This window comes from Halorubellus sp. JP-L1, assembly GCF_011440375.1.
GTDB lineage: Archaea > Halobacteriota > Halobacteria > Halobacteriales > Natrialbaceae > Halorubellus.
Map to the genome: position 1 here is coordinate 171,343 of NZ_JAAOIR010000002.1, position 20,114 is coordinate 191,456.

Genomic DNA, 20,114 nt, shown 5'->3' on the forward strand with positions numbered 1-20,114 from the left:
GGTCATTTTGCGTATCAGGGGTCATGCATCGCTGGGTCACGTGCGAGAGCACCACGTTCGAGTCGATGGTGAACCCACTCGCGGGAGCGTGCTCGGAGGGGTTCGTCCCCGATGAGTACATCATCCTCTCCAACGAGGCCATCCGCGACAACGTCGAACGAGCGACTGCGCTCGCCGAACGCATCGTCGCCGAATACGACGAATCGCTGGAGACCACGGTCGAGTCACTCGACGACGAACGCGACCTCGAAGCCATCGTCTCGTTCTTCAAAGACAACCTCGACGCCCCGCCCAGCGGAGAGACGGCGGTCGACGTCACCCCCGGGCGGAAATTCATGTCTGCAATCGCGTTCCAGGCCGGCATGCAGTACGGTGCAGATCACGTCTACTACCTCTTCCTCGACTCCGCGGATTACTACGGGCACATCTACGACGACATCCCCGACCCGGCGGTCGACCTCATCGACTTCACGGCGGTGATGCCGTGAAGCTCACTCGCGACCACCTCACCGTCCTCCTCAATACCTACTACGAGGACGATGGCGTTCGCTCGATCACAGTTCGACACCCGAGCGACGAGCTCGGTGAACTCCTCCGCATCGACCTGGGCGGGCACGATGACACGGCGGTACGGTTCACGACGGGCCCGCTCTCCTACGAGGGAGCGCTCGAAGACGTCGCACGTGTTCACGGCGAGGACGCCGCGGCCGACCTCCCAGACGAGGGGCACTACGCTCGTGCGCTCGCCGGTGCGGGCTTGCTCGACGTCGAGAACGCCAGTGACGTGGCCGAGATCGTGGATCGACACGGCTACCGCGACCTCGCTGCCGGCCACCATCCGCTGTTCGTGGGACTCGACACGAACCTGCTGCCGTGGTATCCCGAGTCGCTCCTAGCGATCGAGCCATGGCGTACGGACGACGCTGAGCGCCCGCCAGTAAACGGCTTCGCGCTCGCGTCCGGCGTGAAGTCCGAACTCGACTTCTACTACCGGAACCCGGAGACCTCGCGCCTGCCGCAGGCGTTCGGGCCCGAGTACGAGCGCGTCGAGGGCCAACCGGTCAGCGACAACCGCCAGGGTATCCTCGGTCTCTACGAGTACCGCCAGCTGATGGCCGAACGAAGGGTCGAGGAAGTCCAGAGCGAGACCGGTGACGAAGCCATCGTCGCCGCGTACGACGAGTTCCGAGATCGGAATCGCCAGGAACTACTCCTGTTCAGCAACGACCACGGCTTCGTCGATCGAGCGCGCGACCGCGGACTACAATCGTCCCACGTCCGATTCCCCATCGACACCCCCCGTAAGACAGTCGCATCCTGGAACGAGATCGAGCGAGCGCTCTACCTCCTCACCGTCATCTTCGGCGTACTCGAACTCCCGAAGGTCACGCTGTACGGGGTCTGGCCCGAGAAAGACGGTCAAGACTGGCAACGAGAACGGTTGTCCGTGGACTGTCGGAGCCCGAACTACAGCGAGACGCTCTCCCGTCGCAAAGCGATCGTCACCGCGTACGAGCAGTCCGCTTGAGCTTCGTCGACCCGAGAGCCCTGTCTATTGATGCGGAACGTGGTGGCTTCTAACCACCATTCGATGGTCGCGCCTAGGGTGGGTTGGTCGCGTCGTCAAGCGGGTCGGCAGTCCCACTCTCGTACCCAGCCCGCCACAGCTGGTGGACGGCACGTGCGACGAGGACGATCTCCGTGACCCTGATACAGGACGCTTCGACGTCGCCGTCATTGCTCGACGCGCTCGGCGGAGGGTGGTAGTGGACATCTCCATCAGGGGCGGTGTACTCATGGGGATGGACGTCCCATCGGAGGTTCCGGTTCGTATCGTCGCTGTAGTGAACGTTGTAGTCGTCTCGCACCGACCACCGGACGGTGATGGTCGCAGTCGTCGCTTCGCCGATGCCGTCGTCGAGTTGGAGACGCAGTTCACTGGGGTTCACCGGGTCGTCCAGTGACCCACTCGCGAGGGGTTCGAGGCGTCCAAATTCAGAACGAAAGTCGTGGAGGGCGCCCGCGTCGATGGCGCCTTGAAGCGAGTGTGACTCGGAGTCCTCCATCGAATCAAGGAGTGATACCCGCTGGCTCGCCGCGATCGCCGGACCCGGTGTCGTCCTCGACGGCCTCGGTTGCGTCCGCGAGCGCGAGCGCGGCCCGCGCGAGCTTCAGGTTCCGACGCGCCGTCTGCCACTCCGTCATCGCTGCCGCATCCAGTTCCGCGTCAGCGATGGCCGCAGCCCGCGGCGATTCTGCGCCGGTCTGCTCCTCGAACTCCCGGACGGTCTCGCGAAGTTCCGTGACGCGTGCCGGCAGCGTCTCGACGTCGACCGAATCGAGGATCTGCTGAGCGCGTTCCAGAACGACCGAGCGCGGTGCGCGCTTGTACCACGTTCCGCGCTCGTCCGGCGGGGAGACTGCCTCGACGAAGCCGTCCTCGGTAAGCACGTCCAGGTGCTTGCGTGCGGTCGTCTCGGAGGTCAGGGCACGCTCGGCGATGGTGGCGACTGACTGGGGGTCGTACGTCCGCTTCATCACGGTGCGAACGCGCTCGCCGGGACTGGTGTCCGCCTTCCACTCCTCGGTGACGCGCTCGTTCACGTCGACAGAGCGGTCGTCGGTCATACGCACACTTCTGGACGTGAACATATTAGTCTTGGGAACAATATACTTATCTCATGTCGTGGCACGTTATCGAACCGGCTGCGAACGGTCACTGTCTCCCCTGCCGGGAGACGTCCGCCCTTTCAGAATCGCTCATGCGTCCCATTCCTTACTCAGCTATCGAAGTACGACATCAGCGACGGCATGGATGGTCGACTCGCACTCCTTGTTACTGATTCTACGTTCTCTACTGGCGTTCGTCCGAATCGGCGGAACCTCTGCGTTACGGCGGGTCAGTGATCTTGATTGCCACCGGCTCCGACCACCACATCTCCGTCGCTTTACCCACGTCCTCAGGACTGGGCGAGTACGACTCCAACTCGTTTGTTTTGTAGTCGTACCAGTGAATCTCATAGTCGAATTGGCTATCGTCAGCAGTCCTGCGTAGTTCTGCGTAGTCCGCTTTCGAATCCCTCGAGAGTCGCACGACGCTCTTCGTCTCCTCGGTCCAGACGTCCTCCATGCGGTCGGTCCTGATGTAGTAGACGTCCGCCTGACCGACTTGGCGTACACCGATGTCGTCGCGCGCCTCTTCGACGTCGTCGATGTTGTTCCGAACCGTCTGTTTCGAGATGTCCAGCTGAGTCGCGATGTCCTCGACGGTACAGAAGTGGGGTTCGCCCGCGCAGAGCGTCCGAATCCCCATCTCGATACCCTCTTGGCTCTCGGTCAGGCTCATACCTCCCGTACGCCCTCACCCTACAAGTCAGTTTGGTCGCAGAGGCCAATACATTTGGTGCAGGGAAAAACAATTTAAGTCCGTACCGATAACATCGCATGTGCGTGCCCCGAAACCACGACGAATGGGCCTTTCTCCGGTGAGCGCCGGATCTAGGGCGCTTCCTCTTCGGCTGGTCCTCGATGGCGGTCTTGGGAGTACCTCTCCCAGAGATGGAGTGCAGCGACGTTCGCGCACGCCCCCGACCATGTCCGAAGCAGTTCACCGCGTCGCGCCAGATCGGTCTCTTGCGAACGCACTGGCTCATCGCGGACGAGACTTCCGCAGCCCCGTACAGGTAGAGGAACAGCATCGGATCCTTGTTCGCAGCGCGCTCGCGTTTATGGATTCACCACACGCGAACGTGCACGTCCGATTCCGAGTGGGCGAGGTGACCGGATCCTCCCAGAGACTCAACTTCATCTCTCCTCGCGGATCCGCGTCGAGACCCACTACGTTCTCGAAAGGGCTCGACTCACGTCCGGGTACACACGAGTCACGGAGATGCGGTCATGACGAGACCGAGGCTGATGGCGACGCCAGGGGGGTCGCGTAGGATGGCGAGCAGCGACCGTGCGAACTGGTCTTGCCCGAGTTGCGAAAGCAGCGACGTCTTCCGCGAGGGCGGGAAGGTGTTCGAGTGTCGATCCTGCGGTGAGCAGATTTACGAGTGCATCTTGGAGCACAGCGAGACGCTCCAGAATCTGGCCGAGCGCGAGGATGAGGTTGGTGCGCTCGCCGGCCAACTGCTCGAGACGGGCGGCATAGCGCCCGAGTGAACGGTCGCGTTCGACCCCCGACGATCATTCTGATTGCTCTCATCGACGCGTAGATGGTCGAGCGAGCCGGGTGAATACGCCTGCCGCTCTCTACGTCACAGTCCTCGAACACAGCTGAGATCGTCCGACAACGGCACTTTCGACGAAGAAGCGCTGGTTCGAACACGTCGACTAGTGACGTGGCGCACCGTTCTCCCTCGGAGCTTCCAGGGCCCATCCGTTCCTGGTCTCAACGGAGTCCCAGAGGATGCACTACTGGAATCCTGAGTGGGTCTTCCTTGATGGTGACTGTTCGTGAATACTCACGTCACGCACCCTGTATAGACCTATAGCGTCCGAACACCAGGGGTTCGAAGCGGGCGTTCGCGGGGGGTTTTAGGGGGTGTTCGCGCGATGTTTCAGGGGCGTTCGAAGCGATTCATAGGGTGTTCAGGTGGGGTTTAGGGCCGTTCAAGCTAGGGTTCAAGGCCGTTCAGGCTGGGGTTCGAGCTAGCGTTCGAAGAGTTTGGTCGGTGTTCGGGGGATTCTGCTCCGTGTTCCCGGCGGGTTCACACTATCTCGAACGTGGTCCGGAGGATGTTCAGGCTCGTTCCACAGCATACCACAGGGTGTTCGAGGCAGTTCACCGAGAATCAAGGACGTTCGAATCGCTTCGAACGTGTTTGAACCGGTACTGTAGATCGAATCAAACAAGATGTTGAGAAATATGCTTCTGGACCGGTCGGTAGGTTTGTTAGCCGGTTGCCTCGGCTGCGGCCCGTTCGGCTTCTTCTCCTCTCTCTTCGAGGTTTTGGCCTTCGTCCTTTATAGAAAGGGAAGAGCGCAGAAGATTCAGAGCTATCGACCTCATTCAGATTCGCGAACGTACGGTTGGAGGAAGGCAGCGGGTGCCCCCAGGCTCTCTCTAGTTGCGCCTCGCGAGACGAAAATGAGGACGAGTATCGTCGCGACGTATGGAGCCGTAGCTAGTATGGATGGATTGGTGATGACGCCTAGTACCGGGTCGAGGTTTATCCCGAGAATGTCGATGCCGGAGAACTGGAACGCCTGGGATCGGATTTGTAGAACGCTCAGGACCCCAAATAGGTATGCTCCAAGCAGGATGCGCACAGACCGCCATTGGGCGAAGATGACGAGCGCAACGATGATCCAACCGCGTCCGGCGACCATATCACCGACCCAGAGCTTGAGGACAGCTAACGAGAGGGTTGCTCCTGCTGCCCCCGCAAGTGCGCCACCGAGGAGTATCGCCAGGTAACGGGTTCGAACTACGGAGACGCCCATGGTATCGGCAGTCGCTGGGTCTTCGCCTACGGAGATGATTTCATGTCCGATGTTGGTGTGGTGGAGAAAATACCATACGAGAGGAACAAATGCGATCGCTATATATTCTGGAACGGTATTTCTGAAGAGCACAGGTCCTATGACTGGAACCTGTACGAGCACCGGACCGATTACGGGGACGATGACGTCATTGAAGCCAGTAATGGACTTGGCAGTCCATGCCGCCCCGAAGTAGTCGGTTAGACCGATGCCCAAGAGCGAGAGCATGATCCCACTGACTACTTGACTTGCTTTGAACGAGACGGTGAGTACCGCGTGGATCAAGGAGAATGCGAGGCCGGCGCCTGCGCCAGCAAGGAGCCCGAGATACGGGTTGCCGGTGACGTTCGTCACGGCGAAGCCGGTGAGTGCACCGACTAACATCATCCCTTCCATCCCGAGGTTGAGAATTCCAGCTCGCTCGTTGATGAGTTCGCCGAGCGCTCCCAGTAATAGTGGGGTCGCGGCAGCAATCGTCGCATCGAGAACCGTCGTGGCAAACGGGGCCATTCAGACCGCCTCCCCGCCAACGGCGGAACGTTCGAGTGACACTTCGAACTGCTGGAAGAACGTTGCGGTCAGGAGGAAGAGAATGATAAGCGCTTGAATAATCTCGACGAGGGCAGCAGAAACGTTCAATTGCACGCTGATGAACCCTGCTCCGACGAACAGGACGCTAAAGAAGAGGCTCGCAAGTAGTACGTGGAACGCGCTATTGCGACCCAGGAGCGCGATAGCGATCGCAGTGAAGCCATATCCTGGTGAGAAGTTCGCCAGCAGCCTGTGTTGAGAGCCAGCAATCTCAGCCATGCCTCCGATCCCGGCCAAAGCGCCGCCGAGTACCATGACCGTGACGAAGACGCGGTAGTCGCTGATGCCCGCATGGAACGCTGCGCGAGGGTTAGATTCCTGTACCGTCGCCTCGTACCCGAACCGAGTCTGCTTCAACAGGACGTAGACGAATACGACAGCCAGGACGGCAAGGACGATACCGAGGTGCACGCCAGTCCCGGGAATGCTGGGCAATTGTGCGGCTTCTCCGATCATTTCACTCGCTGGATAGCCCGCTCGTCCACCTTGCATCGGGCCATGTACCATGTAATCGTTGATCGAGACAGCGATGAACGTCATCATGAGCGTGACGATGATCTCGTTTACATCCCATTTGGCCCGTAGCCACCCTGGGATGAATCCCCAAATTCCTCCTCCAAATGCACCACCGAGTACGACGAGGACGAGCATGATACCGGTCGGGGCGTTGATATTGAGAGCTACCCAGGTAGCTACGATGCCCCCGACGTAGATCTGTCCTTCCGCGCCGATGTTCCAGAGCCCGGCCCGCATCGGTAAATACACGGCCAACGAGGCGAGCGTGAGTGGGACCGCTTTGACCAATGTCTGAGTAAGTCCCGCGGGAGTCGAAAGTGGTTGCAGGAGAACGATCTCGTACGCGTTTATTGGGTTGAAGCCGCTGAATACCAGAGGGACAGCTCCAACGACTAGTGCAGCGAAGATCGTGGCTACTGGCGTTAACAACTGGAGCCATCGAGGCGTTTCCTTGCGGGGCGTGACGTCTACATTTATCATCGTTCTCCCTCCCCATCGGCGACAGCAGCGGTTCGCTCCGAGTTTGAGGCGCCCCCACCAGTCATGTACAGGCCGAGATCCTGTCGGTCCGTTTGGTCGGGCGTCGTCTCGTACACGAGTTCGCCCTCGTACATGACTAGAATGCGGTCGCTCATGTCTAGCACTTCGTCAAGCGACTCCGTGACTAGTAGAATGGCTGTATCCTCCTGTTGTTGCTCTAAGAGGAGTTCTCGGACGTATTCGATTGCGCCGACGTCGAGACCCCGGGTAGGATGATGCGCCACTACCGCGTCTGGATCCCGGGAGAGCTCACGGGCGAGAATGAGCTTCTGCAGATTCCCTCCGGAGAGCTCCCCGGCTCTCGTATTCAGACTGCCGACACGAATGTCGAACTCTTCGACGAGCTGGCTCGCGTACTCGCGGATGGCTTCGGAATCGAGAAACGGCAACAGTCCATCGCTATCGAATCGAGACGAATGATAATCCCGAAGAATGGCATTCTGTGCGACGGATAACCCCGGAGCACAGCCGTTCTCGAGCCTATCTTCAGGGATATAGGCGAGACCGGCCTCGAGGAACGCTCGAGGACCTCGTTCGGTCATCGGCTCTCCTTTGACAGAGATCTCGCCGTCAGTTGGCGTGCGTTCTCCAGCAAGGCACTCGACGAGTTCTCGCTGGCCGTTTCCGCTCACCCCGATGATACCAACGATTTCGCCCGCATGAACGCGGATGTCCACCTCGTGAAGTGCTTGCTGTCCTCGGTCATCGTCTGCCGTTATTCCACGGGCACTCAGTATGGGATCGCCAACCTGTTCCCGCCGGTCCTTGTCAACCTTGAACACGACATCTCGTCCGACCATCATCTCCGCAAGCTCGGATCGGGTTGTCTCTGCTGTTTCGACGGTTCCCACCGTCTGTCCGTCCTTCAGCACCGTAACTCGATCCGTTATCGAAGTGATCTCGTCGAGCTTGTGCGTGATGAATATGACGCTGAGCCCATCGTCGACGAGGCGTCGTAGGGTCGCGAAGAGCTGCTCGGATTCCCGTGGCGTAAGTGCGGCAGTGGGTTCGTCCAGAATGAGGAGGTCGACGTCTCGGTACAGCGCTTTCAGTATTTCGACGCGCTGTTGCTGTCCTACGTCCAAGTTTCCGACGGTCGCATCGACGTCAACGTCGAGTCCGTATTCCTCGTTGAGAGCTCTGATACGTTGTCTCGCTGGTTCCCTCCCGATACTAAATCGGCTCCCGATTGATTGTGCGAATCTCGACTGGAGGAACTGTCCGAATCCCTCTTCGTCGCGTTGGAAGAGTCCAGCTGGCTCCCGCTGGCCGACGATGACGTTCTCTACCACCGATAGTCGAGGAATGAGCATGAAGTGCTGATGAACCATCCCGACTCCAAGATCGATCGCTCGTTCCGGTGACGAGACTCGGACCGGTTCTCCCCGAAGCCGTATTTCGCCGGAATCGGGCGAGTAGAGGCCATAGAGCGTACGCATCAGCGTGCTCTTTCCGGCACCATTTTCCCCGAGAAGCCCATGGATCTCCCCTCGTTCGACGGTCAGATCGGCTCCGTCGTTAGCAGTTACTCCTCCCGGGAAGGTCTTCACGATATCGCGCAGTTCGAGTAGCGTGTTCTCTGTCATGGTTCGTGTCGTCGGCTGTGAGTGGTATTCATGAGAAAGGGGGCCGCGTTGTGGCCCGCGACGTCAGTGCAGTCGACTCTCGAGATATGGTTGGTCTGCCAACGCTACTTCGGTATCCAGTAGGGTTGCACAGGATGGACAGCTGAACTGTCGGAACCGGAAGTCGTCGTGACTCTCACGGAATGGACCAGCCGCTGTCGGGTCTCGTTCCGTAACGGAAGCAGCGTCTTTCCAGTTCTCACTGACGGGTGCAAGCACCGTCTCACACGACTCGCAGGCCGTATACCGCTCCTCGTCGGCGGAGACGACGGTCAAGTTTGCGCCGAGACGGAGTTCGGTCTGGCTGGTGTCGGCGAAGTCGACCGTTGGGGAATGATTGGGGTCGTCTACGCGCTGCTCCCGAATCGCTTCTTGGCGTTCTTCGACCGAGCCATCGATATCTCCTTGCTCGGTGACGGGGACGCCATAGATGTCGCGTGCCACCTCCGGGGTGATTTTCCCGTCGGCGACGTCCTCGGCGACGCTGTCTGAATCGCGGTCTAGAGGATCGCCGTACCCTCCGCTTCCTGTGTAACGGAGATAGAATACGTCGTCCATACCGAACGAACGCGTTCCCCACGTTGCGTCCTCTTGCTCAGCTGCGTTCAGCTCGTGATTCGAGAGGGGGAAGCCAGTATCGTCGTCCCAAAGGTCGGTATCCCGGAAGACCGAATAGTCCGACGTACAGCCGGGGTAGCCCCCGAACACGCCGGTAGAGGGTGGGACGTCAGTACCGCGTCCGAACGTGATGGAATTGATCTCGTCGATCCCCTCTTCGGTGACCGGCGTGACCGCGAACTCGTGGCCGACCCCGCCGCGATTCTCTCCGGGACCGCCGGAGTCAGAAACGAAGTACCGATACAGGTACATCAGGGGGAGGATGCTTTCGTGCCGTTCGACGTTCCCCCACCTGGCGACCAAGTTCGGGACTTCTCCACCAAGATCGACGCCATCGCTATGTCCTCGGGCGCCTCCGGCACCGCCGAACGTGTCTGTCAGCATGTCGATGACGGTCCCTCCGCCCTCGAATTCGGCGTTGATCTGGGCGACGCAGTGAGCACCGTGCCAAACGCCAGTCGCCCGTTCCTTGTACTCCTCGCTCGCCCCGAGCAACTTCGACGAGGTCAGCGTCCCGAGGTTGTTACACGTCTGGAGCGTTGCCACCGTCGCGATCGAAATTGGTGCCGGCCTTTGAGCGTTGACGATGGTGCCCTCGGGTGCCTCTACCTCGATTGGATTGAAGATGCCATCGTTCCAGGTGATGTCGTAGCAGAGCAACGGGAAGATGGGCGCAGTAAGACCGCCAACTGCCGTCCAGTACGAACAGTTGAGGCCGTACTCGCTCTGTTCGCTGGTCCCCTCGAAGTCGAAGCTCATCTCGTCGCCTTCCTTCGTGAGAGTCACGTCGACCGTGAAGATCTTGTCTTCGGGCTTGGAGTCGAGATACTGGCGCGCTTGCCAGGTCCCGTCGGGTAACTCAGAAAGCCGCTTCCGGAACTTGGCTTCGGATTGTTCGATGAGCTGCTCGGAGACCGTCTCGACCGTCTCGGGTCCGTGCTCTTCGAACATTCCCTGCATCCGGTCCGTTGCGACGTTGTTCGCCGCTATCTGTGACCGGATATCTAATTCGACCATCTCCGGATCGCGGCTCATGTTCAGGAGCGTATCGAGGATGTCGTCCCTGATCTCTCCTTCTTCCATGAACTTCAGGCCGGGCGTCTGGAACCCCTCGTGGTAGACCGACGTCGAATTCGGCGAGAACCCGCCGGGATCCACCGATCCGATGTCGTTGACGTGGACGAAGCTCGCGGAGAAGGCCATCAGTTCCCCCTCGTGGAATATCGGATTGATGATGTATGCGTCCGGCGGATGGAGGGCAGCGGTGTACGAGTCGTTGAGGAGGAACATGTCGCCCTCCTCGATGTCGCCACCGAACCTGTCGATGATAGCCTCGACAGCTCTCGATGCACCGATGTAGTGGTGAAGGAAGCCAACACCGCCCGTCAATAGCTTCCCGTCCTTCGTATACAACGATACCATGAGGTCGTGTCCCTCGTTGGTAACCGGCGTCCCCGACACTCGCTTGAGTGCCTTTACGGCCTCGTCAGTAACGCGGAACAGGCGGTGCTTGATTATCTGGAACGTTACCGGATCCACGTCCCGAATCTGTAGGTCGATTCCTTCGTCGCCGTCGCGAGTGCTCATTGGTCGGATCCTCCTATGTCGATTCGAACGTTCTTATAGCGGTCCATACGAGCCTCGTCACCCGGGTTCACGACGATCGTCGTCACGGGGGTGACGATGACGCCTGGACCCTCTGCGACGAAGCCAGGCTGGATTTCCGTGAAGTCGTACACCGGTGCGTCGACTAGACCACCAGCGGGCTCGAAGTGCATCTCCTTCTCTCGGAGCTTCGCGGTCTCCGGGTCCTGTCTGGATTTCTCGTGTTGGTGTGGTTCTGGCGTGGCGAGCGATCCGACCGCTCGGACGCGGAATTCCACCATTTCCACCTCGCCCTGTTTGAACGCGGAGCCTTTCCCGTAACGCTGTTCGTAGAGGTCCTCGAACCGACCTAATACCGCTTCGAGATCATCTTCGTCGAGGGTTCCCGTTGCCTCCACCGGCGTCAATACCTCGTGGACCTGACGCTGGTACCGCATACTGATCGACCGGTTGAGTCGAATATCGTGCTCGTCGAATCCTTCGCCGGTCAGCTTCTCCGTGGCTTCCGCTTCGAGGTCGTCAAACACCTCGTTAATCTCGTTCACGTCGAACGGTGGCTGAAGTTGCGTGACGTCGGAATAGAGGTGCGTGACGTCCGTCGATAACAGCCCGAACGCGCTATGGACCGAAGCAGTGTGGGGAATGATCACTTCGGGGATGTTCAATTCTCGTGCGTACGAGGCAGCGTGCATCCCGGCTGCGCCACCGATCGCGGAGAGAGTGAAGTTCCGGGGGTCGATACCCTTCTCGACGGTGGTCTCGCGAATGAGGTCGCCGATCATCGAGTTCGCCAGCTTGTAGATGTCCGCGGCGGCGTCCGTCACCGACCGTCCCAGCGGATCCGCTATCTTCTCTTCGAAGATGTCGTACGCTTTCTCGGGAGCCATCTCTTTGTCGCCTCCCAAGAAGAAGTCCGGTTCGAAGTAGCCCTGGATGAGGTCCACGTCGGTGATCGTCGGCTTCTCTCCGCCCTGCCCGTAGCAGATTGGTCCTGGGTCAGACCCGGCGCTCTCGGGGCCAATCTGTGGGACGTTGGTCTCCTCGTCGATGGAGACGACGCTCCCCCCCGCCATCGCAATCGAATGGACGTCGCGCTTGGGGAACTGGTAGTGGTGGCGTCCGACCATTGGCTCTTCGGCATACTCGATGCGTTCCTCTCGGATGACGCCCATCTTGAACGTCGTGCCACCCATGTCGGTCGAAATGATGTTGTTCCGCCCGGTCTGCTCACCGATGAATCGACTCCCGATGAGGCCGCTGACTGGCCCCGACTCGATGAGTCCAATGGGCTGTTCCACAGCGTCTTTCCGCGAGACCAAACCCCCATGTGAGAACATCAGGAGCATCGTCCCCGAGAACCCCGTTTCGTGAAGTTTCTTCTGGAGACTTTCGAGGTACTGTTCGGTCGCCGGCTTCAAGTATGAGTTGAGAACCGTCGTCGCGGTGCGCTCGTATTCGCCCATCGAGGGTGACACGTCGCTCGATATCGATACTGGAATCTCCGGGTATTCGTCCTGAACGACTTGTTTAACCATGCGCTCGTGTTCGGGCGATTGGAACGACCAGACGAAACAACAAGCGATAGCCTCCATTCCCTGGTCGGCGAACGAATCCACAGCTTCTCTGACCTCCGACTCGTCGAGCGGTTCGACGACTTCGTCGCGATAGGCTCGCTCCGACAGTCCCGAGATGTTCTCCATCGGGATGAGCGGCTCGACCTTGTTGCTCATCACGACGTCCTTCGTCTCCTCGTACGACTGCCCGGACCACCGACCATATCCTCCCCGAGTTGCGTGCAACGTTTCCTCGAATCCCTTCGTGGTCAGCAAGCCGGTTTGGGCCCCTTCTCGCTCGAAGAGCGTGTTCTCTCCGACCGTCGTGGCGTGAAGGAACAACGACGTGTCCTGAATGAGCTCGTCGAAGCCGACGTCCATTTTCCCGGTCGCATCCTCGAGGGAGTTGAAGATCCCGCCGGAGAAGTCCGGATATGTGGTGAGATCTTTCCCGATGACGACTCGGCCCGACTCGTCCATGATAGCTGAGTCGGTACACGTCCCACCAACGTCGGTCCCAATGCGGTATGTCATCGTGTACCTTGCTCCTCTTCTTGAACCGTCATAATCCTATCGGTTGGGATACTAACCATTAGAACTGAACTCGAAAAAGGGCCGCTATAATAGAACTATCTACTTTTAACTTTAAAATTTGAACCTATTGCTTGGTCTGGGGCGATATTACAAGACTCTGCTGAGCAGAGAAGCAATGGAGCTCGAGACCTGCGTCGCTACGAAGGTACTTCCCCCTCGACGCCTTCCACGTACGAGGACATCTCGTTAAACAATCTCTCGTCGTTCCACCCAGAGAACTTGCTGTCCTTCCAGACGTAGTGGTCGTTGTCGATGATATTCTGTTTCTCCTCCTCCACACGGTCCTTGACCTCCTGTGGGACCGACGGCCCCCACTCGTCGAGGGCGACGATCCCATCATTCATGCCGCCCCAGTACCAGTCGCCTTCGAAGGAGTCGTTCCTGACCGTCTCGAGTTCGGGCTCGTAAAACTCGTTCCAGTTGATGATCGCCGAAGCCAGGTAGTTCTCTCCGCCGGCATTCGCTTGGGACACGAACGCACCGCCGCCCCAGACACCGTTATCATTCGCAGTCTTCACTGTAGCCGTCGAATCCATGATGGTCGTAAGGACGTCCGCACCTTCGTCTATCATCGACTGCGCTGCTTGGCTCGCATCCTGTGGGGCAAACCACGCACTCGTGAATCTAACTAACGTCGTCGCTTCCGGATTGACGAGTCGAGCGCCGAGTGCGTAAGCGTTTATCATTCGGAGCGTCACCGGTATCGGGAACGAAGCCACGAACCCAATGGTATCGGACTCGGTCACCATTCCTGCTGCAACACCCTGTAGGAACCTACTCTGGTAATTTCTCACGTAATAGGAACCGACGTTGTCTTCCGTAACGGTCGAGAGCAACTGATTGAACGCCATGTCGGGATTGTCCTCGGCGACGGTGACAACCGCATCCTGATATTCGACGCTAGTGGAGAAAACGGCGTCGTACCCCTGTGAGGCGTAGTTTCGTAGCGTCGATTCGATGTCCGGCGGTGCGACTTCTTCCGAGGAGTTCGTCTCAATCCAATCGTGCTCCTCTTCAAGCGCATTCCGGGCCCTCTCGTGGGCAGCCGCGAAGCCGAGATCGCCGACTGGGGAGATGTATATCCAGGCCACCTTCACCGTCCCGTCCCCTTCTGTCGATCCTCCCCCATTCGTCGAATCGGTGCCTTCAGAAGCCGTGTCACCGTCAGAGCCGTCACCGTCACCCTCATTGTCACCGCTTAGACAGCCAGCGATACCCGATATGCCCCCTGCGCCTATGGCGGCCACTAGCTTCCGCCTCCTCATTTGTGAGAGTCTGTCTGGCATGCTATAGACTGTCTGGGGGCGGGTCAATTAAAACTTCTGTAGAATAACATTTCCGCTGGGCCGATGAAATATAAAATTTATTATTAGATGAGTTAGAGAATAAAATCTGCAGTGAACAGACTTCACAGACCTAGAGTGAGATGCTTGTTCCTCGGTTGACTTGGTGAAGATTTATATTCCCAGTTCCTGTGGGACAACCCATGCCATATGTTCCCAACGCACGCTTTCGTCCGCCGTCGGCTCAAACGGTCAGAGAGCTCGCGGAGCAATACTACCTCGATCTTTCTGAAGAGGAAGTCGAAGCATTCGTCGACCTCATTACCGGGCAGGTCGAGGCGTTCGAACGACTTCGGTCCCTCCACGAACCCGAACGAACGCTCACTCGAACCGTCCGGGAATCGCACGGGCCTCCCTCTATAGACGCCGATCCAGACAACGCAATCGTCACCGAATGCTTGGTCGAAGGAGCCGACGACGGGCCCCTCGCAGGCTACGAAGTAGCTGTCAAGGACAACATCGCCGTAGCCGGTATCGAAATGACTGCGGGCTCGAATGTTTTCGAGGGGTACATTCCAAAATATGACGCATCCGCTGTCGAGCGACTACTCGACGCTGGCGCGGACATCGTCGCCAAAGCAAACATGAGCGACATGGCCGTCTCTGGAAGCGCCGATCTCTCCGCAACCGGTCCCATCTACAACCCACGCGATAATAACTACCTAGCCGGTGGCTCCTCTGGAGGGAGTGCAGTAGCCGTAATCAACGGGAACGCTGACATCGCACTCGGAACGGACCAAGCCGGATCGATTCGAGTACCAGCGGCGTTCTGCGGGTGCGTCGGCCATAAACCGACCCACGGATTGGTTCCCTATACGGGAGCCATCCCGATGGGGTTCTCCTTCGATCACCTGGGTCCGATGACGAACACGGTAGAGGACGCAGCACTGATGCTCGACACCATCGCCGGCCCCGATGGACTCGATCCACGACAAGATGGTCGAGAACCCGACGAATACGCTGCGACACTCGGCACGACGCCTGATGACATCACGGTTGGTGTCCTCGAAGAGGGGTTCATAGGCGTCGAGGAAGAACTCGACGATCAAGTCAAGAACGCGCTCGAGGCATTCGAAGCTGAAGGAGCAGAGGTTCGAGACGCGTCCGTCCCACTCCACGACGATGGGGCTCTCATCTGGCGGGGGGTGGTCCCCGAATCGATTGCAGCGCTTACGCGAGACGACGGTGTCGGTCATTTCGTAGCGGGCCACTACGATACGGCGTTCCAGCAGGCGTTCGCCACGGCGCGCCGCGGCCGCGGAGACGAGTTCCCAGCTACGTACAAGTTCCTCCTCGTGATGGGGGAGTACCTCATGGAGGAGTACTATGGATACTATCACGCCATCTCACGGAACCTCACGAGGAAACTGAGCCGCCAGTACGACGACGCCTTGTCGGACGTTGACGTTCTGGCGCTTCCAACTTCGCCAATTACGGCGTTCGAGGCCGATCGAGACATCGAGGGGCCGAAAGACCTCGTGCTGAAGGCCCAGACCGGGACTCGAACTCACAATACCTCGCCGTTCGACGTGACCGGGCACCCGAGCATCTCGGTCCCAGCAGGAACCGCCGATGGACTCCCCGTCGGTCTGCTCTTCGTCGCCCCTCACTACGACGACGTAACCGCGTTACGGGCCGCCCACGCGTTCGAACAGCACGTCAACGTGGGACTCTAACCCAGACAAGCGCGGACTCAGGTTCTCTGGAGTTTCGATTTGTTCTTTTTGCAAATCCCTTGCCTACGCCCTGAACTCATCCGTCAACGAGGTGTGATAGACCGGCGCGATCTGTCACTGCTTCCGCTGCGGTCTGCGCGGACTCCAGCAAGTTCGGATACTGTTCGTTTGCGAACTCGACTTCCCTGTCCTCCATGATCACGTTTCCATCGCACACGACTGTGTGAACTTCGTGTCCCTGAGTCTGAGTAACGACCGTGGGAGCGACCTCTTGCTGGGGCGTGAGATGAGCGTGATCTGTATCGAGAAAGACGACATCTGCGCGTTTCCCTTCCTCGATCGAACCGAGTTCGTCTTCTCGCCCAATCGCCCGTGCACCCTCGATAGTAACCATCTCCAACGTCTGTTCCGCAGTGAGCGCTCCCGCATCCAACCGAACCGCCTTCTGGATGAGCGTCGCGACCCGTAGGTCGCTGAGGGGATTCACCAAGTCGTTTGCGCTCGGATTGTCTGTCCCCATCCCGACCGTGATTCCGTAATTCACCATCGTTGGAACTGGAGCGAATCCGGACCCCAGCGAAAGATTGGTGAGCGGGTTGTGCGCTACCTTCGTATCTGTAGCTGCTAACAGACGCATGTCCCGTTCATCGACGTGGACACAGTGAGCTAACAGCGCCCGTTCACCGAGATAATCGACGCTCTCCAGGTACTCGACGTTAGAGATCATCGCGGAGTCGTCCTCTAACGTTTCGGAGACGTGCGTGGTCGTCATCACGTCGTACTCCTCGGCGAGGTCGTAGGAGCGTTCGAAGCCCTCTGGGGTGACAGTCCAGACGTGTTCCGGAGCAACCCAAACGCTCTGTCGGCCCTCTTCTGCTTCTCGATGATACTCCTCGATGAGTTCGGTTATTCTCTCGAGCGCATCTGCGGTTTCGACGAGCGAATACGTCGGCGGTACGTGGTTTACCTCCGGTTCCTTCCTGAGCAATCGCCCGATAAACCGTTCGAATTCTGCGCCGACGTCGTCGTTGTCCCTGAAGGTAGCGGCGTACACGTTCCGAAGCCCAGCGGCCTCGTAGACCGCCATCTTCTTTTCGACGATCTCCTCGAAATCCTCGCTGCCCATGAGGATGGCTTCCGGGAGCTCCACGAACGTCGTGACCCCCGCTCGAATGGCCTCCGTGCAGTAGAGTGCGGCAGCGATTTCGTGGTCTTCGGGGGTCATCGCGTGGACGCCGGGCTTTTTCACGTTGAACAGCCAGTCGTGGATCGACCGATCTCGACTGACGCCACCTCGGAGAAGAATATCAGACACGTGCGCGTGTGGAATGACGAACCCAGGCAAGACCACGTCTCCCGAAGCTTCGATCGTTTGGCCGGGGTCGTACTTGGGCGCGACCGTTTCCGTGGGACCCACTTCGACGATTCTGCCCTCGTCAACCGCTATGGAGCCATCGTCGATGATTTCTCGTTTCTCGTTCTGCGTCGCGACCGTCCCACTTCTGATGAGGAGATCGACCATTTTATCGAATTTGCGTGAGGGATTACCATGAGTGTATCTAAGTGTAACTGAACATATGGTTTCGAACAGCGACCGGAGTTGAGGATGGATTGCACGCTCGACCATCAGTGGTCGGTGGGTGAAACCGAAACTGTATCGATATATTCATCAACCGTCTCACTCAGTCCGATACCTGCGAATATATCCGGCCTGTCCATCAGTTGGGCGAGTAAGGAGTGAATTGAATCGTAGTCCTTCCTCTCCGGTTCGGCAAATCATCTTTAGCGAGAGGACAACCAAGACATCGCTGACCTACAATGCCTACCCCGCTTCCAGTGTCCACTACTGCCTGAGGGATCCGTCAAAGGTACCCCCTATTCGTGGTCAGAGGCAAGATGGATCTTTGCAGCGGCTGGTGATGTATTCGGATTCGCGCTCTCGGACGTTCACCCCCGTGATGTTGCGACATAGGGGCGTTCAAAGCGGATGTAGCCTTCGTTGCAGATGTTGAGAGTAGAAGCCCGTCTCCAAGACGAGATACAGGGACCTGGGTGTTCAAGCGGAAGTCGACACGACGTACCCGGATAGAATACTATGGGAGTTTGGGTTCCTGTCATAGCTGCTCAACCTACGTTCCAGCAAGCTGGATTTTCGCTGAACGAATGGAGGACGTTGCATCGACCCCGGTTCGAATCCGGAGAATCGGGACGGCAAGTGCTTCTCTCGCTTCGAGGCTGCCTCGACCCATCAGCTCCTAGCGCGACGGACTACCAACGGGGGGAGACGGGGGATTCCATGGAACAGACTCGTTCGGAACGGAAGTTCGTGGATAGGCGTAGCCTCCCATGTGTGGACCTATAGCGTCTGAACACCGAGGGTTCGAAGTAGGGGTTCGCGGGGTGTTTTCGGGAGCGTTCAAAGCGATTCACCTGGTGTTCGAGGGTGCGTTCACGGCGGTTCGAGTGGAGTTCAGAGTTGCGTTCGAAGTAATTCGCGTGGTGTTCGAGGGGGTTCATGCGGTGTTCACTGGGGGTTCATGGCTTTTCGAACACGGGTCGAAGTGAGTTCAAACCGTTCTCCCCGGGCGGACCTTCTCCCTCGGCGTTTCCAAGCAGACTGGTACGCTTTCCGGTGATTCCCGGTCCTCTCACTTACCGTCCAAACGTGAGTGGAATGGCAACTATATTGCTGGGCCGCGCCCGCCGTCGAATCCCGTAGCAGACACGGGATGGTTGCGTGAGCACCCTCGACGACTTCACGACCACCAGCGACGAAGTCAAGGCCAACGAGGAGTGCGACTGCGAAGAGCTGCCTGACAGTGCCCCTCCTGAGATTTCTACATCGTTGGCGGCGCCGGGTTTGGTGGTGCGGCATGAGCACCGAGTACGCCGGCTACACCCGCGACGGCCGCGTCCTCGACTGGTCAACTACCGATGCAGCCTCTACCAGCAACACGGGAAGAACTTCCTCGACACTAAGCTCGCCGCGAACGTCATCCGCAGCGCGGCCACCCGCACCGCCGACCACGCCCTCGGCGACGGCAACGCCAGCGAACTTCAGGGGATCGTCGGCCTCACGGGCCACGAGCAGGACGCGAACGACACGATGGTGGAGATCGTCGACCGCCTCGCCGACGAGGGCTGCGTCGCCCTTATCGTCGGCCCGCCCGGCACCGGGAAGACAGCCACCACGCTCGACACCGCCCGCGCTTGGGGCGTCCTACCGGCGGCTACATTTCGGGAACACGAGCTGGGACGGCTTCGACGGCGTCGTTTCTATGGACGTCGAGATGCTCGAAGCGATGGCCGGCGTCGACGGTCAGACCCTCGGCGTCGTCGACGAGTCCAACCAGAACCTCTCCGGCGAGGGTGCCGACTCGAAGAAAGCCCAACAGTTCGTCGACCGCGCCACGTTCATCCGCAAGAAGGAGGGCGCACACGGCCCCTACGCCAAGCGCGGATCACTCCTCATCGTCGGGCACACCGAGATGAAGACCGCGGCCGACATCCGCCGCCTCGCCACCCTCATCATCCAGAAGCCCAGTCGCGCCGACCCCGGCAAAGCCGTCCTCTACGAGTCGCCCGGCGGGAAGGACGAGAAGTCGAAGATCGGCGAGTACAAGGGCCTCACCAACACCCGCGAGTCCTACAGCCAGCACGAGGCCTCAAAGTTCGACGTCGTCCTCGACGATGACGACGAGGAGGACAGCGTCGACGTCGATGACGTCCGCCGAGACGAGGCTATCATGACCGCCATTCCCGCCACGAAGCCGTGGATAGACGACGGCATGGGCTATCGCGAGATAGCGGACACCAGAGAGAACGGCCAGCACAGCAACAGACTCATGGAGAAACCGAAGAGCTGGGTCGGCGACCGCGTCCGCGAGTGGAAGGACGGACAGCATCGAGACCCGGAGGACGCGCCAGATGGTGATCCCGCATGACGGCGCCCGCACGCGTCCCTGT

Annotated in this window: 15 protein-coding genes; 5 read left to right on the plus strand and 10 right to left on the minus strand. The window is 59.1% G+C overall.

Annotated elements, in window-relative coordinates:
* The first annotated feature begins 23 nt into the window (after window positions 1-23).
* Window positions 24-488 carry a hypothetical protein gene (locus G9C85_RS09370; protein ID WP_166039288.1) on the plus strand — a complete coding sequence of 155 codons (465 nt, stop codon included), beginning with the start codon at window positions 24-26 and terminating at the stop codon, window positions 486-488.
* The gene (locus G9C85_RS09375; protein WP_166039290.1) at window positions 485-1,528 is read left to right on the plus strand and encodes a hypothetical protein; all 1,044 of its coding nucleotides are present in this window, start codon (window positions 485-487) and stop codon (window positions 1,526-1,528) included. Before G9C85_RS09370 ends, G9C85_RS09375 begins: the two co-directional genes overlap by 4 nt.
* Window positions 1,529-1,601: 73 nt before the next feature.
* On the opposite strand, the gene G9C85_RS09380 is transcribed toward G9C85_RS09375, so the two are convergent.
* From G9C85_RS09380 to G9C85_RS09390, 3 genes are all read right to left on the minus strand, one after another.
* Window positions 1,602-1,949 carry a hypothetical protein gene (locus G9C85_RS09380; RefSeq protein ID WP_240148855.1) on the minus strand — a complete coding sequence of 116 codons (348 nt, stop codon included), beginning with the start codon at window positions 1,947-1,949 and terminating at the stop codon, window positions 1,602-1,604.
* A 121-nt stretch (window positions 1,950-2,070) separates the two neighbouring features.
* On the minus strand, window positions 2,071-2,628 hold the full coding sequence (locus G9C85_RS09385) for a winged helix-turn-helix domain-containing protein (protein ID WP_193570686.1): 558 nt from the start codon (window positions 2,626-2,628) through the stop codon (window positions 2,071-2,073).
* A gap of 262 nt (window positions 2,629-2,890) precedes the next feature.
* A complete protein-coding gene (locus G9C85_RS09390; protein ID WP_166039293.1) occupies window positions 2,891-3,346 on the minus strand; it encodes an HTH domain-containing protein in 456 nt (151 codons plus the stop codon).
* 596 nt (window positions 3,347-3,942) lie between these two features.
* Here G9C85_RS09390 and G9C85_RS09395 point away from each other — a divergent pair.
* A complete protein-coding gene (locus tag G9C85_RS09395; RefSeq protein ID WP_166039295.1) occupies window positions 3,943-4,164 on the plus strand; it encodes a hypothetical protein in 222 nt (73 codons plus the stop codon).
* 846 nt (window positions 4,165-5,010) lie between these two features.
* Here the strand turns inward: G9C85_RS09395 and G9C85_RS09400 are convergent.
* The 6 genes from G9C85_RS09400 to G9C85_RS09425 form a co-directional block, all read right to left on the minus strand.
* Window positions 5,011-5,997, minus strand: a complete 987-nt coding sequence (locus tag G9C85_RS09400) for an ABC transporter permease (protein WP_166039297.1) — start codon at window positions 5,995-5,997, stop codon at window positions 5,011-5,013.
* Window positions 5,998-7,074 (minus strand): ABC transporter permease, encoded by a 1,077-nt coding sequence (locus G9C85_RS09405; protein ID WP_193570687.1) that lies wholly within the window; start codon window positions 7,072-7,074, stop codon window positions 5,998-6,000.
* Window positions 7,071-8,720 carry an ABC transporter ATP-binding protein gene (locus G9C85_RS09410; RefSeq protein ID WP_193570688.1) on the minus strand — a complete coding sequence of 550 codons (1,650 nt, stop codon included), beginning with the start codon at window positions 8,718-8,720 and terminating at the stop codon, window positions 7,071-7,073. Before G9C85_RS09410 ends, G9C85_RS09405 begins: the two co-directional genes overlap by 4 nt.
* 63 nt (window positions 8,721-8,783) lie before the next feature.
* Window positions 8,784-10,964 carry a hydantoinase B/oxoprolinase family protein gene (locus tag G9C85_RS09415; protein WP_193570689.1) on the minus strand — a complete coding sequence of 727 codons (2,181 nt, stop codon included), beginning with the start codon at window positions 10,962-10,964 and terminating at the stop codon, window positions 8,784-8,786.
* The gene (locus tag G9C85_RS09420; protein ID WP_166039299.1) at window positions 10,961-13,069 is read right to left on the minus strand and encodes a hydantoinase/oxoprolinase family protein; all 2,109 of its coding nucleotides are present in this window, start codon (window positions 13,067-13,069) and stop codon (window positions 10,961-10,963) included. Before G9C85_RS09420 ends, G9C85_RS09415 begins: the two co-directional genes overlap by 4 nt.
* Before the next feature lie 197 nt (window positions 13,070-13,266).
* On the minus strand, window positions 13,267-14,415 hold the full coding sequence (locus tag G9C85_RS09425; RefSeq protein ID WP_166039301.1) for a BMP family ABC transporter substrate-binding protein: 1,149 nt from the start codon (window positions 14,413-14,415) through the stop codon (window positions 13,267-13,269).
* 200 nt (window positions 14,416-14,615) lie between these two features.
* On the opposite strand from G9C85_RS09425, the gene G9C85_RS09430 reads away from it, so the two are divergent.
* Window positions 14,616-16,148, plus strand: coding sequence for an amidase (locus G9C85_RS09430; RefSeq protein ID WP_166039303.1), 1,533 nt, complete (start codon window positions 14,616-14,618; stop codon window positions 16,146-16,148).
* 76 nt (window positions 16,149-16,224) lie between these two features.
* On the opposite strand, the gene G9C85_RS09435 is transcribed toward G9C85_RS09430, so the two are convergent.
* Window positions 16,225-17,670 carry an amidohydrolase family protein gene (locus G9C85_RS09435; protein WP_166039305.1) on the minus strand — a complete coding sequence of 482 codons (1,446 nt, stop codon included), beginning with the start codon at window positions 17,668-17,670 and terminating at the stop codon, window positions 16,225-16,227.
* A gap of 1,756 nt (window positions 17,671-19,426) precedes the next feature.
* Between G9C85_RS09435 and G9C85_RS09440 the strand changes: the two genes are divergently transcribed.
* Entirely contained in the window at window positions 19,427-20,092 is a 666-nt protein-coding gene (locus G9C85_RS09440; protein ID WP_166039307.1) for a hypothetical protein, read from the plus strand.
* Window positions 20,093-20,114 lie beyond the last annotated feature (22 nt).